Below are 15,712 nucleotides of genomic sequence, written 5' to 3' on the forward strand. Positions count from 1 at the left end.
TTGTCAGCGCAGCCTTAGATTGTATACCGAGAAATCAGCGACTTTTCTAAAACTACCGAAGTTTTTTCAAACCCCGCTTCGACCTACCCAAACCGCCGAAAACACCACCGAAGCAGCATCTTCAACCGACCGACTTCTGCAGAACAGAGGTCTTGGTAGCGAAGCCCTCAACTATAGCACCACTTTGGAGGGGCCGCAGGGAAAACCCGAGGAATTTGCATGACCATGGGGGCTACCCAGGCAGCCAGCGCGGGAGTCTCCAAGAAAAAAGGAGGGCTTGCGCCCTCCTCTTGTTTGCTGTGTCCGGCGCCAGGGCCCGTCACACGCGCCACTTTTCCAGCAGCTTGGCAGGGCTCAGGCTGTCATAGCCTTCGAAGGGCTGGTGGATCCAGGGGTTGGTGGGCAGGAACTCCACCGAGTAGTCGGGCGTGAACGTCGACATGCCCTTGGTCCAGATGACGGCGCTGCGCAGTTCCGTAATGGGTGCGTAGTTGGTCCTGAGCATGTCGATCACGGCATGCAGGGTGTGGCCCGAATCGGCCAGGTCGTCCACCAGCAGCACCTTGCCGGCGATTTCGCCCTTGGGGGTAGTGATGAAACGGGCGATGTCGAGGTGGCCCTGCACCGTGCCGGCTTCGGCGCGGTAGGAGCTGGTGGACATGATGGCCAGGGGCTTGTCGAAGATGCGGCTCAGGATGTCACCGGGGCGCAGGCCACCGCGTGCCAGGCACAGGATGGTGTCGAACTCCCAGTCCGACTGGTGCACCTTGAGCGCCAGCTTTTCGATCAGGCTGTGGTACTCGTCATAACTGACATACAGGTGTTTGCCGTCTTCGGTCAACATGGGCGGGGCTCCTGGGGGTGATGGCTTGTAGATGAGAGGATCACACGGCAACAGCGCCAGGGCAACCCCTCATCGCTATATAGAGGGAATACGAAAAATGCGTTTGCCGCGCAGCACATGGCGCCATGCGGCACCGCCCTGCCGGTGCGAGGCCAGGGCAGCGGCATGGCAGGTCAGTCGGCCACGTAGGGGTGGCGCATCATGATGGTGTGGTCGCGGTCCGGGCTGGTGGAGATCACGTCGACCGGCACACCGGTGACTTCGGCAATGCGCTCCAGGTAGCGGCGTGCTGCCTCGGGCAGCTTGGCGTACTCGGTCACGCCCACAGTGGTTTCCGTCCAACCCGGCAGGGTTTCGTAGATCGGCGTGCAGCGTGCGATGTCTTCCGCGCCCATGGGCAGCAGGTCGATCTTTTCGCCGTCGAGTTCATAACCGGTGCACAGCAGCAACTCGGTCAGGCCGTCGAGCACGTCGAGCTTGGTGATGCACAGGCCCGACAGGCCGTTGACCTGGGCGCTGCGCTTGAGCAGCGCGGCATCGAACCAGCCACAGCGGCGGCTGCGTCCGGTGGTCACACCCTTCTCGGCACCCACGGTGCTCATGTGGTAGCCGGGCGTGCCAGGCACTTCCCAGTCAAGCTCCGTCGGGAACGGACCGCCCCCGACGCGGGTGCAGTAGGCCTTGGTGATGCCCAGGATGTAGTGCAGCATGCCAGGGCCCACGCCCGAGCCGGCGGCGGCGTTGCCGGCCACGCAGTTGCTGGAGGTCACATACGGGTAGGTACCGTGGTCCACGTCGAGGAGCGTGCCCTGCGCGCCTTCGAACAGCAGGTTGGCACCGGCCTTGTTGGCTTCGTTCAGTTCACGCGAAACGTCGGCCATCATGGGCTTGAGCAGCTCGGCATGGCGCATGGCTTCGGCGTACACCACGTCGAACTGCACCTTGCCGTCCTGGATGTAGGGCTTCAAGGCATCGCCGAAGACAAACTTGGACGAGCCCAGGTAGGTGGTGAGCACATGGTTGTGCAGGTCCAGCAGCTCGCGCAGCTTGGCGGCGAAACGCTCGGGGTACTTGAGGTCCTGCACGCGCAGGGCGCGGCGGGCGATCTTGTCTTCGTAGGCGGGGCCGATACCGCGGCCGGTGGTGCCGATCTTCTCGGTGCCGCCCTGCTCGCGTGCAGCCTCGCGCGCCACGTCGATGGCGGCGTGGAACGGCAGGATCAGCGGGCAGGCCTCGCTGATGCGTAGGCGCGAGCGCACTTCGACGCCCGCCTTCTCCAGGCCTTCGATTTCCTCGAAGAGCTTGGCGGCCGACAGCACCACACCGTTGCCGATGTAGCACTTGACGCCCGGGCGCATGATGCCGCTGGGGATCAGGTGCAGCGCAGTCTTCACGCCGTTGATGACCAGGGTGTGGCCGGCATTGTGACCACCCTGGAACCGGACCACGCCCTGCGCGCTCTCGGTGAGCCAGTCGACCAGCTTGCCCTTGCCTTCGTCACCCCATTGGGTTCCGACCACCACTACGTTGCGACCTTTGGTTGCTTTCATCTCAGACCCAATTCTCAATTGCAATTAACTCGATCAAACAGCCTGCACGACCCACTGGCCCGCAATCTGCACCAGCTCTCGGTCACAGTGGAACTCATCGACTTCGCTCCCATGCCCAGGCAGAACACATACCACCGTCTCGCCTTGGCGGCGCAGCGCGGCAATGGCGGCATTCACATCGCTCGCCTCGCCCCAGGGCGCGCGGATGGCGGCCTTCAGGGCGCGCGGGGACACCACGCTCACCAGTTGCTTGATGTCCAGGCTGAAGCCGGCCGCAGGCCGGTTGCGGCCGAACACGGCACCCACCTCGTCATAGCGCCCGCCGCGCACCAGCGCATCGCTGGCGCCTTTGCCGTAGATGGCAAAGCGGGTGCCACTGTAGTAGGCGTAGCCACGCAGATCGGCCAGGTCGAAGGTGACCACGGCACCGTCCAGGCGCGACGCCAGCCAGCGCAGGTGTGACAGCACTTCGGACACGCCGGCGATGTGCTTCAGGGCCTTGTCGGCCTCAGCCAGCACGGACTCGTCGCCATACAGCTGCAGCAACGCCAGCAGCCCCTGGCGCGATGCCGCAGGGAAGTCACGGGTCAGCGTCGCCAGTTCGCTCGCGTCCTTGGCCGCCAGGGCGGCATGTATACGGCTGAGCAGCGGTGCATCCACCGCCACACCGGCAAGCAGGCTGCGCACGATGCGTACGTCGGCCAGGTCGATGGTGGTGTCGCGCACCTCGGCCACGCGCAGGCACTCACGCGCCAGCTGCAGGGCTTCGAGGTCGGCCTCCAGCCCGGCATGGCCGTAGATCTCGGCGCCGAACTGCAGCGGCTCGCGCGTGGCATGGGGACGATCGGGGCGGGTGTGCAGCACAGGGCCGCAGTAGCACAGCCGCGTCACACCCTTGCGGTTGAGCAGGTGGGCATCGATGCGGGCCACCTGGGGCGTGGTGTCCGCACGCAGGCCCATGGAGCGACCCGACAGCTGATCCACCAGCTTGAAGGTCTGGAGATCCAGTGCCTCGCCAGTGCCCGTCAGCAGGGATTCAAGGTGCTCCAACAGCGGCGGCATGACCAGCTCATAGCCATAGCAGCGCGCCGTGTCGAGCAGCCCGCGACGCAATTCTTCGATGTGCCGCGCTTCGGACGGCAAGACATCGGCAATGTGATCCGGCAGGACCCAAGCAGACATGGAGAAAAGGGGAGGCTGTTAAAACCGTGATTCTACCGGCACCGGCAAAGCACCCCAAATGGGGGCCTGCCGCGAGGGTGACCGGGGCGGAAAAACCCGGGGAGCCTGCCGCGTCCCACCGGACGGGAGCGGCTCCCCAAAAAAAAGCGGCAACCCCACGGTGCAGGGCTGCCGCTGTGCGCCTGGCAAGCGCAGGCGCGGGGTGTTACTTGCGCGGTGCCGCAGGCTGCGCCGCGGGCGCTGTGCCACCGCGGAAGGCCTTGAAGAACTCCGACGACGAGGGGTCCACCACCATCACGTCGCTCTTCTTGTTGAAGCTGGACTTGTAGGCCTCCAGGCTGCGGTAGAACTGCGCAAACTGCGGATCGCGGCCAAACGCCTCGGCGTAGATGCGGGCAGCTTCGGCATCGCCTTCACCCTTGAGCTTCTGGGCATCGCGGTAGGCATTGGCGATGGCGATCTCGCGCTGGCGGTCGGCATCGGCGCGGATCTTTTCGCCCTCGGCCGCACCGGTGGAACGCAGCTCGTTGGCCACGCGCTTGCGCTCGGCCTCCATGCGGCGGTAGACCGACTCGGTGATGGCCTCGACATAGTCGACGCGCGTGATGCGCACGTCCACCACATCCACGCCCCAGGGCTTGGCACCGCGCACGGTTTCCAGCACTTCGCGCTTCACGTCGGCCATCAGCGCTTCGCGCTTGAGCGACAGCAGCTCCTTCACGGTGCGCTTGTTGATCTCTTCCTGGAAGGCGTTGCGCACCACCCGGTTGAGCTGCATGGCCCCGGCGCTCTCGTCCAGGCCCACATTGCGGATGTATTGGGTGGGCTCCGAAATGCGCCAGCGCACATACCAGTCGATCACCACGCGCTGCTTTTCGGCCGTGAGCATGGGCTCCGTATCGGGGCTGTCCAGCGTGAGCAGGCGCTTGTCGATGTAGGTCACGTTCTGGAACGGCGGCGGCAACTTGAAGTTCAGGCCCGGCTCGGTGATCACTTCCTTGATCTGCCCGAGCGCGTAGAGCACGCCGAACTGGCGCTGGTCCACCACGAAGAGCATGGAGCTCATGAGTGCAAGCACCACCAGGAGGGTGGATGCGATAAATCCGACTCTGTTCACGAGCTGCTCCTAGCGGGATTCACGTTCGCGTGTGCGACTGCTGTCACGCGCCCGGGGGTCATTCGAAAAAGTGGACGTCGGTGGCAAGGTTGGCACCACGGTCGATGCGGCATTGGCCGGCGGCGACTCCAGCGCCGCGGGCGTGCCCGTGGCCACGCTCTGCATGATCTTGTCCAGCGGCAGGTACAGCAGGTTGGAGCCCTGGCGGGAATCCACCAGCACCTTGGTCACGTTGCCATAGATCTGCTGCATGCTTTCCAGGTACATGCGGTCGCGCGTGACCTGGGGCGCCTTCTGGTACTCGGCCAGCACGGACGAGAAGCGTTGCGCATCACCCTGTGCCTGCGCCACGATGCGGGCCTTGTAGGCGGCCGCTTCTTCGTTCAGGCGCGAGGCGGAGCCCACGGCGCGCGGAATCACATCGTTGGCGTAGGCCTGGGCATCATTCTTGGCGCGCTCGCGCTCCTGACCGGCCTTGAGCACATCGTCGAACGAGGCCTGCACCTGCTCGGGCGGGCGCACGCCACCTTGCTGCAGGTTGATGCCCACGACCTCGACACCGACCTTGTAGCGGTCCAGGATGGTCTGCATCAGCGCGCGCACGCGCGGGGCGATCTGGTCGCGCTCCTCGGCCAGGGCCGTGTCCATGCGCATCTTGCCCACGACCTCGCGCACCGCCGTCTCGGCGGCCTGCACCACGGCGTCCGAGGGGTTCTTGCTCTCGAACAGCCAGGCACGCGCATCGCTCAGGCGGTACTGCACGGCGAACTTGATCTCGACGATGTTCTCGTCTTCGGTCAGCATGGCCGACTCGCGCAGGCCGGTGCTCTTGATGATGTTGTCGCGGCCCACGTCGGCCGAGCGGATCTGCGTCACGAACACCAGCTCGTGGCGCTCGATCGGGTAAGGCAGGCGCCAGTTGAAGCCCGCACCCACCGTGCTCTTGTATTTGCCGAACTGGGTGATCACGGCCTGCTGGCCTTCCTGCACGATGAAGAAGCCCGTGCCCATCCAGATCACGAAGACGATGCCGGCGATCAGGCCCACGCCCACGCCCGCGCTCTTCATGTCGGGCGGCTGGAAGCCTCCGTTGCCGGAGCCCCCCGTGCCGCGCCCACCACCGCCACCTTTGCCGCCAAACAGGCCGCCGAGCTTGCGGTTGAGGTCACGCCACAGTTCGTCCAGGTCCGGCGGCTGGCCGTTGCCCTGGCCCTTGTTGTTCTCGCGCCCGCGGTTGCCTGCGGGGGGCTGCGCCGGCTGGCGGTCGTCCGGGCGGGCGCCGTCGTCCGGCTTGTCTTCGCCACGGCCCCAGCGGGGGTCGTTCAGATTGAACATGCCCCGGATACGTTCTGGCAGCGAAGCCCAGCGTAGGGTGCGATTTTGGAAATTCATGCGCAAAGTCTCTGGTTCTCTGGTGGCATCGATCAAAACGGCATTGTGCCCAATCACCCCTCGTGGGCTGGCAATGGGGCAGCATCAGCTGGGGTCATGTCCTCCCGGGCTTCCAGCACCCGCGCGGACAGCACGCGGCGCAGGTTGTCCAGCCCCTGGCCGGAGCGTGCACTCACGAACAGGCGGGGCACCATCTGCCCTTCCACTTCGTACTGGTCTTCCAGCAACGCAGGCTGCTGCTCGGCATCGAGTGCATCGAGCTTGTTGAACACCAGCAACTGCGGAATGTCGGCGGCGCCGATCTCGTGCAGCACGCGCTGCACCTGGTCCATCTGCTCGGGGAAATGGGGGTTGGAGGCATCGACCACGTGCAGCAGCAAGTCGGCATCGACCGCCTCCTGCAGCGTGGCCTGGAAGGCGTCGACCAGGCCGTGCGGCAGGTCGCGGATGAAGCCCACGGTGTCGGACAGCGACACCGAACGCCCCGCATCGCCCAGGTACAGCTGGCGCGTGGTGGTATCGAGCGTGGCGAACAACTGGTCGGCCGCATACGCGCGCGCCTTCACGAGCGCATTGAACAGCGTGGACTTGCCGGCGTTGGTGTAGCCCACCAGCGAGATGGTGAAGGTATCGCGCCGGTCGCGCTGGCGGCGCTGCGTGGAACGCTGGCGCTTGACCTTGGACAGGCGCTCGCGCGTGCGCTTGATGGCCTCACCGATCATGCGGCGGTCGAGTTCGATCTGCTTTTCACCCGGACCGCCACGCGCACCGATGCCGCCGGTCTGGCGCTCCAGGTGCGACCAGCGGCGCACCAGGCGTGTGCTCAGGTACTGCAGGCGGGCGAGCTCCACCTGCAGCTTGCCCTCGTGGCTGCGGGCGCGCTGGGCAAAGATTTCGAGGATGAGGAAGGTGCGGTCGGAGACCGGCAACTCCAGGTGGCGCTCCAGGTTGCGCTGCTGCGCAGGGCTCAGCGACTGGTCGAACAGCACCTCCACCGCACCGTGCATCTGGGCCAGGGTGCGGATCTCGTCGGCCTTGCCGCTGCCCACGAACAGGGCCGCATCGGGCGCCTTGCGCTTGCAGGTCAGGCGCGCGACGGGGTTGAGCCCCGCCGTCTGCGCGAGCAGGCCCAGTTCTTCGAGCTCGCCATCGAAATGGGGAAGACCGAAGTCCACCCCCACCAGCAATACCGAGGCACCACCACCCGCGTCAGAAGATGCGGGAGAGCTCAAAGCGGATGGCCTCCGCCCATGACCATCAGACCCAGGATTGAATGCTGAACTGGATGCCGCAACTCAGTTGCCGGCGCCGTCTGCATCAGGGGTTTCGGCCGTCGAGAAATTGACCGCACGGCCAGGCACGATGGTGGAGATGGCATGCTTGTAGACCATCTGCGTGACGGTATTGCGCAGCAACACCACATACTGGTCGAACGATTCGATTTGCCCTTGCAGCTTGATACCGTTCACCAGGTAGATGGAAACGGGCACATGCTCCCTACGCAGTGCGTTCAGGAAAGGATCTTGCAAAAGTTGGCCTTTATTGCTCACGATATTCTCCGTGTTCAAAAATGTTGTTGTAAACCACCACCTTACCACAGCAAAGTCAGAGTTTTGCCGCCGGTTGGCATGGCCTTTCGCCAACCCGGCCTTTCTTCACGCCGGACCGGGGTGCTTGCCAGGGAAATGCCTCTGGAGATTATGCAGCCACAGAAACAGATGGTTACCCTTGAGTGCCATGCACAGAATCATGTCGCTGCAATAACCATGCTGCAGCGCAGCACTTGCATTACCCATCCCCCACCGCGAATACGGTCGGGGGACTTCGGAATCAGCCTTCGTCCTTGTCCACAAAGGGGTTGTGGGACGTCTTGACCTCGATGCGCAGCGGGGTACCCACCAGATCAAATTCCTTGCGGAAGCGCCCTTCCAGGAAGCGCTTGTAGGCGTCGGTCACGTGCTCCAGCGAGTTGCCGTGGATCACGATCACCGGTGGGTTCATGCCACCCTGGTGCGCGTAGCGCAGCTTGGGGCGGAACATGCCCGAGCGCTTGGGCGCCTGGAACTGCACCGCCTCCAGCAACAGCCGGGTGAGCACGGGGGTGGACATCTTGCAGGTGGCCGCCTTGTGCGCCTGCACGATGGAGGTCCACAGCGGGCCCAGGCCCTGGCGCTTCTTGGCCGAGATGAAGTGCATGGAGGCGAACTTCAGGAAGGACAGGCGGCTCTCGATGGAACGCTCCAGCAGCGTGCGCTGGTACTCGTCCACGGCGTCCCACTTGTTCACGGCCAGCACCACGGCGCGGCCGCTCTCCAGGATGTAGCCCGCGATGTGCGCGTCCTGATCGGTCACGCCCTGCGTGGCATCGAGCAGCAGCAGCACCACGTTGGCCGATTCGATGGCCTGCAGCGTCTTCACCACCGAGAACTTCTCGATGGCCTCGAACACCTTGCCCTTGCGGCGCAGGCCGGCCGTGTCCACCAGCTCGAAGCGCTGGCCGTTGCGCTCGAAGGGCACGGTGATCGCATCGCGCGTGGTGCCCGGCATGTCGAAGGCGACCAGGCGCTCCTCGCCCAGCCAGGTGTTGATCAGCGTGGACTTGCCCACGTTGGGGCGGCCCGCCACGGCGAGCTTGATGACGCTCTTGTCGTCCGAGGCATCGGCCTCGTCGGGGTCGGGCAGGTTCAGCGGCTCGAGCGCAATCTCCACCAGGCTGCGAATGCCCTGGCCGTGCGCGGCAGACACCGGGAACACCTCGCCCAGGCCGAGCTCGTAGAACTCGGCCAGCTGCACGCCCTCGACCATGCCTTCGGCCTTGTTGGCCACCAGCACGCAGGGCTTGGACAGCCGGCGCAGGTAGTTGGCAATGTCATGGTCCTGTGCCGAGACACCGGCGCGCGCATCGACGACGAAGACGACCACGTCGGCCTCGGCCACGGCCTGCTGCGTCTGCTTGGCCATCTCGCGGTAGATGCCGGTGGAGGCATCGGGCTCGAAGCCCCCCGTGTCGATGACGATGTACTCGTGCTTGCCCTGCTTGCCATTGCCGTAGTGGCGGTCACGCGTGAGCCCGGCGAAGTCCGCCACGATCGCGTCGCGGGACTTCGTCAAGCGGTTGAACAGCGTGGATTTACCGACATTCGGCCGCCCCACGAGGGCGATAACTGGCTTCATTGAATACGATCCATTATTCCGGGCGGAAGCCGAACACTCCGCCGTTGCGGGTGACCACCACCAGGGTGTCGGCCGCCGCCACCGGTGCCGCGGCAATGCCGGAGCTATCGGTGGTGAGGCGGTTGAGGGGGGCCCCGTCGGTGCGCGAGAGAAGATGCACCAGGCCCGTGTCGTCGCCCACCACCACCGAGCGGCCCAGCAGCAGCGGCGAGGTCAGCTTGCGGTGCTTGAGGCGGTCAGAGCCCCACAGGCGCGTACCGTCATTGCGGTTCCAGGCCACCAGCGCGCCATTGCTTTCGGTGCCGAAGATCGCGTCCTTGTCGCCGTCGATGCCCTCGGCGCCCGCGGCACGCTGGGTCCAGGCGACGTTGCCGCGCACCGTGTTCACGCAGCCCACGGCCGACTGGAAGGCCCGGGCGCACACGGATTCGCCGACGCGGCTGCTGCGCCCCACCAGCTCGACCAGGCGCTCCACGTCGTTGGTGCCGCGCGAGGTGGCCAGCGGAGCCTCCCAGCGCACACTGCCGTTGTCGGGGTTCAGGCCCACCAGGCGGCCGGACAGGCCCACCACCAGGGTGTCGCCCACGGCCAGCAGCACACCATCCTGGCGCAGCACCAGGGGCTCGCCGGGGCGCTGCTGGGTCCACAGGCGCTTGCCCGTGGCGGCATCGAAGGCCGTCACGGTGCGGTCGGCGGCCAGCACGAACACGCGGCCACCGGCCACCAGCGGGGCGGTGAAGACCTGCGAGGCCATGGGCTGGCGCCAGCGCTCACGGCCGGCATCGATGGTGATCAGCGCATTGCTGCGCGCCACCACGGCAGCCAGCTTGCCATCGCTGCCGACACCGGCAGACAGCGGCTCGGCCAGGGCCAGGCGCCAGACATCGCCACCCGTGCGGGCGTCGATGGCGGCCACCGTGCCATCGGCCGAGGCCAGGGTCACCGTGGTGCCGCTCACGCGCACGTCCAGCGACAGGCCTGCCACCGCGCCCACCTTGCCGGTCCATGCCTGGCGCACGCCGAGCACGGGCACGTTGGCGCCGAGGTCGGCCGGCACGGGCTTGGGCGAGCCGCCCCAGAACGAGCCGCTGGGCATCATCGAGCAGCCGGCCAGCGCGGCCGCCAGGGCCAGCAAGGCCAGGCCACGAACCGGGCGCAATGGATTGCGCGCGCTCATTTGGCGGCCTCCGCCGCCTTGGCGGCAGCCACGGTCTCGGCGGCGGGGTTGGCGCCCAGTGCGTTGAGCTTGACTTCCACCAGGCGGCGGTATTCCACGTCTTCGCTCATGGCCTTGTAGGCCTTGGTGTACTGGGCCAGGGCCTCGGTGCGCTTGTCCTGCAGCATCAGGATGTCGCCCCGGTGGTCGGCGGCGACGCCGTCGAACGCCGCGGGCAGCGAGCCCGACAGCTGGGCCAGCGCTTCGTCGTACTTCTTCTGTTCGGTCAGCACGGCAGCCAGGCGCAGCCTGGCCAGGGCCTTGAAGCCGTCGTCGCCCGCATTCGCGGCCACCCAGGCCAGCACTTCGCGCGCCTCATCGGGTTTGGCCGCCTCAACCAGGCCGCGGGCCACCAGGAAACCGGCCTGGGCCGCCTGCGGCGTTCCGGCATAGCTGGACTTGAGGTCGCCAAAGGCCTGTTCTACACGCGCCTGGTCCTTGGTGCGGTTGGCCACTTCGACCGCGTCGAACAGCGCCGCGGCCTTGGTGGCCTGGCGGCTCTGCCAGTACTGGTAACCGTTCCATGCGGCCAGCGAACCGCACACCACGATCAGCACGCAGCTGATGAGGGTACCCCACTGGTTCCAGAAATGCTTGAGCTGGTCCAGTTGTTCCTGCTCTTCGAGGTCTAAGTGATTTGCCATGGAGGTAGGTAAGAATTAACGGTTGGATTGTAGGGTGGCGGCCCAATCGGCCACATGGGCGAGCGGTTGCTCCACCTGGGCACCCCCTGCGCCATCGCGCAGGGACTTCACGGTGACGGTGCCGCGGGCAAGCTCGTCGTCGCCAAACACCAAAGCATACTGCGCGCCGCTGCCATCGGCCTTCTTGAACTGGGACTTCATGCTGCCCATGCCTTCGCTGGCCGTGGCCGCACCATGCATCTGCACCTGCACGCCCGCCGCCCGCAATTGCTCCAGCACGCGGATGGCGGTCGGCAAGGCGGCACGGCCGGGGATCACGGCATAGGCATCCGGCACCAGGGCCGGCACCTCGGCGCCCTGCTCCTTGACCAGCTCGAGCACGCGCTCCACGCCCAGGGCCCAGCCCACGGCAGGCGCCGGCTTGCCGCCGATCTGCTCGATCAGGTAGTCGTAGCGGCCACCGCCGCAGATGGTGCCCTGCGAGCCCAGTTGCTCGGTGATGAACTCGAACACCGTGAGGTTGTAGTAGTCCATGCCGCGCACCAGGCGCGGGTTCACCGTCCAGGCCACGCCGTTGGCGTCCAGAATGGCCTTGACCGCATCGAAGTGCGCCAGCGACTCGGCGCCCAGGAAGTCGATGAGCCGGGGCGCGGCATTCACCAGCGCCTGCATGGCCGGGTTCTTGGTGTCCAGGATGCGCAGCGGGTTGGCGTGCAGGCGGCGGCGCGCCTCTTCGTCGAGCTGGTCGGCGTTCTGCTCGAAGTAGGCGATCAGCGCCGCGCGGTGCGCCTTGCGCTCCTCGGGCTGGCCCAGGCTGTTGAGCTCCAGGCGCACGTTGGTCAGACCGATTTCCTTCCACAGCGCATTCGCCAGCAGGATCAGCTCGGCGTCCACCTCGGGGCCGCCAAAGCCCAGGGCCTCGGCACCGATCTGGTGGAACTGGCGGTAGCGGCCGCGCTGGGGACGCTCGTGGCGGAACATCGGGCCCATGTAATACAGGCGCTTGCCGCCCTCGTACAGCATGGAGTGTTCGACCACGGCGCGCACCACGCCGGCCGTGGCCTCGGGGCGCAGGGTCAGGCGCTCTCCGTTCAGGCGGTCCTCGAAGGAGTACATCTCCTTCTCGACGATGTCGGTCACCTCGCCCAGGCCGCGCACGAACAGCGGCGTGGGCTCGACGATGGGCGTGCGCATGTTGCGGTAGGCATAGCGCGCCATCAATTGGCGCACCTTGTCCTCCAGCCACTCCCAGCGGGCGGAGTCGGGCGGCAGGATGTCGTTCATGCCCTTGACCGCCACCAGCTTCTCGGGCTTGGCGGCGGCAGCGGATACGTCTTTACTCACAGCAATGGCTTTCCAGTTGGATAGGGGGCGGGAGACGGCTCCGGGAGGAATGCCGCCTCGCTGGGCCGTCAGGCCCGTCGGGTGCGATTGTCGCAGGGGCGTCGGCCGCCCGGCTAGGCAAGTGCGCCGTCGGGGGCACCCACCGCCGCAGCGGCCACCGGATGGGAACCGCCAAAGCGCTTTTCGATGTAGTTCTCCACCAGTTGGTGGAATTCGGTGGCGATGTTCTCGCCACGCAGGGTGAGGGCCTTCTCGCCGTCGATGAACACGGGGGCGGCAGGCGCCTCGCCGGTGCCGGGCAGGCTGATGCCGATGTCGGCATGCTTGCTCTCGCCCGGGCCGTTGACGATGCAGCCCATGACCGCGACCTTGAGCTTTTCCACGCCCGGGTACTTGACGCGCCAGACGGGCATCTGCGCGCGCAGGTAGTCGTCGATCTGCTTGGCCAGCTCCTGGAAGGTGGTGCTGGTCGTGCGGCCGCAACCAGGGCAGGCCGTCACGCTGGGCACGAACACGCGCAGGCCCAGCGACTGCAGGATCTCGGAGGCCACCACCACTTCCTGGGTGCGGGCCTCGCCCGGCTGCGGGGTCAGGGACACGCGGATGGTGTCGCCAATGCCCTCCTGCAGCAGGATGGACAGCGCCGTGGCCGAGGCCACCGTGCCCTTGGTGCCCATGCCGGCCTCGGTCAGGCCCAGGTGCAGCGCATAGTCGCAGCGCTGCGCCAGGGCCCGGTACACAGAGATCAGGTCCTGCACGCCGCTGACCTTGCACGACAGGATGATCTGGTCGCCGTTCAGGCCCATTTCTTCCGCGCGGCGCGCCGATTCGATGGCCGAGGTGATCAGTGCCTCGTACATCACCTGGCGCGCTTCCCAGGGCTGGGCGCGGCGGCTGTTGGTGTCCATCAGCTGGGCCAGCAGCTCCTGGTCCAGGCTGCCCCAGTTGACGCCGATGCGCACGGCCTTGTCCCAGCGGATGGCAGCCTCGATCATCTGGCCGAACTGGCGGTCGCGCTTGTCGCCCTTGCCCACGTTGCCGGGGTTGATGCGGTACTTGGACAGCGCCTGCGCGCAATCCGGATAGTCGGTCAGCAGCCGGTGGCCGTTGAAGTGGAAATCCCCCACCAGCGGCACGGTCTCGCCCATGCGGTCGAGCTGCTCGCGGATGTAGGGCACCGCCTGCGCCGCCTCGGGCGTGTTGACGGTGATGCGCACGAACTCGGAGCCGGCCTGCGCCAGCTCCTTGACCTGGATGGCGGTGCCGATGGCATCCACCGTATCGGTATTGGTCATGGACTGCACGCGCACCGGCGCATCGCCCCCGACCGTGACCACGCGCGAACCCCAGACCACACGGGCCTGGCGGGAACGCCGGGGCGCTGGCTGGGCAATGGCAACCGGGGCCAGATCGGTCAGGGACTTGTCCACTTATTTCACCTCAAAACGCGCAACATTCTCGCGCGAAACGGTGGTCAGCGCGAATGGCTTGCCACGCACAAACACATCGGTCACATCGGCCCGGCCGATCACCACAGACAAGGGGAGGGTTCCGGAGACGGCCACCGACTCACCCACCGCCAGATTCTTCTGCAGGGCAATGGTTCCGCTGGCATCGCGCACCTGCACCCACGAGGCACCACGCGCGCTCAGGGTCAGCACGCTGGAGGCCGAGACGGCCGCAGCCGCTTCGGGTGTCGATGCCGCAGCAGCGGCAGCGGCGGCCGGGGCGGCCGCACTGGCCGCCACCGCAACCGGAGGAGCTGCCGCAGGCGCAGGCAGCGCCGCCGAGACAGGTGCGGGAGACACCGCCACACTGGAGGTGGAGGTGGAAGCAGAGGCCGCAGCCACCGGGGGCTGGGGCTCCTGCGCGGCGACGGGTGGAGACGCCGGCGCCTCGTCGCCCGCGCTGCTGCCGAACGGATTGCGATCGGCAGGAACAAACATGATGGCCAAGGCCCCCGCCAGCAAGGCCAGCACCACCACGGTGATGGCCCAGGACTTCTTGCCGCCCGACGATGCCGGCGCGAAGGAGCCATTGCCCGCACTGGAACTGCTGCCCTTGACCGGCGCGTTGATCCCGGCATTGCCCGCCACCAGGCGCGGGCTCTTGCTCTGCGGCAGCAGCGCCAGGATGGGCGCCGCGTCGATCTTCAGGGTACGGCACACACTCGAGGCCAGGGCGCGCACGAACACCGTGTCGGGCAGCACCGCGAAATTGTCGGCCTCCAGGGCCTCCAGCTTGGCGACCGGTACCTTCAGGGCCACGGCCAGCGCCGCGATGTGCAGGCCGGCCTCCATGCGCGCCTCGCGCAGCAATGTCCCGGCCGTGCGCCCCCCCGTTCCACCAGGTGCCTCTTCATGCACCGCAACCCCTGCCACCGAATCACTCATTGAAAGCCCCACGCTGATAGGCACCCGTCTCACGCGCATCTGGGAAGCGCCTGCGCAATTGATCACCCAGTTGGCGCAGCGCGACCGCGTCGCCCAGGCCGTGCTCGACCTTGATGCCCAGCCACAGCGTTTCGGCGTTGGCGAAATCGCTGTTGTTCAGGCGGCGGATATAGAACTGCGCCCGCGTGAGCTCATTGCGGCGCATCAGAAGATTGGACAGGTGGTAGCCCACCACCGGGTTGGAGGCATCGAGCTCGTAGGCCTTGAGCAGCGACTGCTCGGCCTCGGCCACCTGGCCGGCTTCCACCTGGCACAGGCCGCGCGCCATCAGCGTTTTGCCGCGCGCGGTGTAGGCCGGGTTGGCCAGCGCCGTCACGAAGCTCTGGTCGGCCTCGGCGTACTTGCGCTGCTGGCAGTGCAGCCAGCCCAGGTTGTGCAGCAGGTTGGGGTCGTTGCCGCGCAGGCCGAGTGCGCGGCGAAAGCTCTCTTCGGCCTGGCCGAACTCGTTGAGCCGCAGGTAGATCAGGCCGCGCAGGCTGAAGGCATCGGCATAGGTAGGATCGGCGACCAGGGCCTGCTTGACTTCGTCCAGCGCCACGGTGGTCTGCCCGTTCTCGAAGTAATTGGTCGCCAGCTCCAGGCGGATGCGCGCGCGGCGGCGCGCCTCGGGCTCGTCGGAGGGGGTGAAGACAGCAGCACCACCCTGGGCGGCCGATGTGCCGCCACTGCTGGTGCTCGTGCAGCCCGAAAACCCTGCCACGCATGCCACCACCCCACAGGCCAGGAGCGCAGAGCGGCCCATGCGCTGCCAGCGTTCAACCAATCCCACCATGTAGAGCCTCCTTCAAGTTTGTTG

Annotated in this window: 15 protein-coding genes; 1 reads left to right on the forward strand and 14 read right to left on the reverse strand. The window is 66.6% G+C overall.

Annotated elements, in window-relative coordinates; genetic code table 11:
* Window positions 1-223, forward strand: a 223-nt coding sequence (locus AC07PA_RS32190) for a hypothetical protein (protein WP_494610266.1), incomplete at its 5' end; no start/stop codon positions are given.
* Between the two features lie 96 nt (window positions 224-319).
* Here the strand turns inward: AC07PA_RS32190 and AC07PA_RS32195 are convergent.
* The 14 genes from AC07PA_RS32195 to pilW form a co-directional block, all read right to left on the reverse strand.
* Entirely contained in the window at window positions 320-844 is a 525-nt protein-coding gene (locus tag AC07PA_RS32195; RefSeq protein WP_007847579.1) for a phosphoribosyltransferase, read from the reverse strand.
* A 173-nt stretch (window positions 845-1,017) separates the two neighbouring features.
* Window positions 1,018-2,394 (reverse strand): adenylosuccinate synthase, encoded by a 1,377-nt coding sequence (locus tag AC07PA_RS32200; RefSeq protein ID WP_145699447.1) that lies wholly within the window; start codon window positions 2,392-2,394, stop codon window positions 1,018-1,020.
* A gap of 33 nt (window positions 2,395-2,427) precedes the next feature.
* Window positions 2,428-3,576, reverse strand: a complete 1,149-nt coding sequence (locus AC07PA_RS32205; protein WP_007848867.1) for an ATP phosphoribosyltransferase regulatory subunit — start codon at window positions 3,574-3,576, stop codon at window positions 2,428-2,430.
* Window positions 3,577-3,781: 205 nt separating this feature from the next.
* On the reverse strand, window positions 3,782-4,693 hold the full coding sequence (gene hflC, locus AC07PA_RS32210; RefSeq protein ID WP_007848868.1) for a protease modulator HflC: 912 nt from the start codon (window positions 4,691-4,693) through the stop codon (window positions 3,782-3,784).
* A 9-nt stretch (window positions 4,694-4,702) separates the two neighbouring features.
* Entirely contained in the window at window positions 4,703-6,085 is a 1,383-nt protein-coding gene (gene hflK / locus AC07PA_RS32215; RefSeq protein ID WP_145699446.1) for an FtsH protease activity modulator HflK, read from the reverse strand.
* 53 nt (window positions 6,086-6,138) lie between these two features.
* The gene (hflX, locus tag AC07PA_RS32220; protein WP_494610265.1) at window positions 6,139-7,317 is read right to left on the reverse strand and encodes a GTPase HflX; all 1,179 of its coding nucleotides are present in this window, start codon (window positions 7,315-7,317) and stop codon (window positions 6,139-6,141) included.
* A 63-nt stretch (window positions 7,318-7,380) separates the two neighbouring features.
* Window positions 7,381-7,635 (reverse strand): RNA chaperone Hfq, encoded by a 255-nt coding sequence (gene hfq, locus AC07PA_RS32225; protein ID WP_007848873.1) that lies wholly within the window; start codon window positions 7,633-7,635, stop codon window positions 7,381-7,383.
* A gap of 280 nt (window positions 7,636-7,915) precedes the next feature.
* Window positions 7,916-9,259 (reverse strand): ribosome biogenesis GTPase Der, encoded by a 1,344-nt coding sequence (der, locus tag AC07PA_RS32230; protein ID WP_007848875.1) that lies wholly within the window; start codon window positions 9,257-9,259, stop codon window positions 7,916-7,918.
* A gap of 13 nt (window positions 9,260-9,272) precedes the next feature.
* Window positions 9,273-10,436, reverse strand: coding sequence for an outer membrane protein assembly factor BamB (bamB, locus tag AC07PA_RS32235; protein ID WP_494610264.1), 1,164 nt, complete (start codon window positions 10,434-10,436; stop codon window positions 9,273-9,275).
* Window positions 10,433-11,119, reverse strand: coding sequence for a YfgM family protein (locus AC07PA_RS32240; RefSeq protein WP_007848888.1), 687 nt, complete (start codon window positions 11,117-11,119; stop codon window positions 10,433-10,435). The genes bamB and AC07PA_RS32240 overlap by 4 nt, the downstream gene beginning before the upstream one ends.
* A 15-nt stretch (window positions 11,120-11,134) precedes the next feature.
* Window positions 11,135-12,403, reverse strand: a complete 1,269-nt coding sequence (hisS, locus tag AC07PA_RS32245) for a histidine--tRNA ligase (RefSeq protein ID WP_494610267.1) — start codon at window positions 12,401-12,403, stop codon at window positions 11,135-11,137.
* Window positions 12,404-12,576: 173 nt separating this feature from the next.
* Window positions 12,577-13,893 carry a flavodoxin-dependent (E)-4-hydroxy-3-methylbut-2-enyl-diphosphate synthase gene (gene ispG, locus AC07PA_RS32250; RefSeq protein ID WP_007848894.1) on the reverse strand — a complete coding sequence of 439 codons (1,317 nt, stop codon included), beginning with the start codon at window positions 13,891-13,893 and terminating at the stop codon, window positions 12,577-12,579.
* Entirely contained in the window at window positions 13,894-14,856 is a 963-nt protein-coding gene (locus tag AC07PA_RS32255; protein WP_494610263.1) for a helix-turn-helix domain-containing protein, read from the reverse strand.
* Entirely contained in the window at window positions 14,849-15,688 is an 840-nt protein-coding gene (gene pilW / locus AC07PA_RS32260; protein ID WP_145699442.1) for a type IV pilus biogenesis/stability protein PilW, read from the reverse strand. Before pilW ends, AC07PA_RS32255 begins: the two co-directional genes overlap by 8 nt.
* Window positions 15,689-15,712: the final 24 nt, after the last annotated feature.

This window comes from Acidovorax sp. GW821-FHT09B03 (assembly GCF_059418305.1).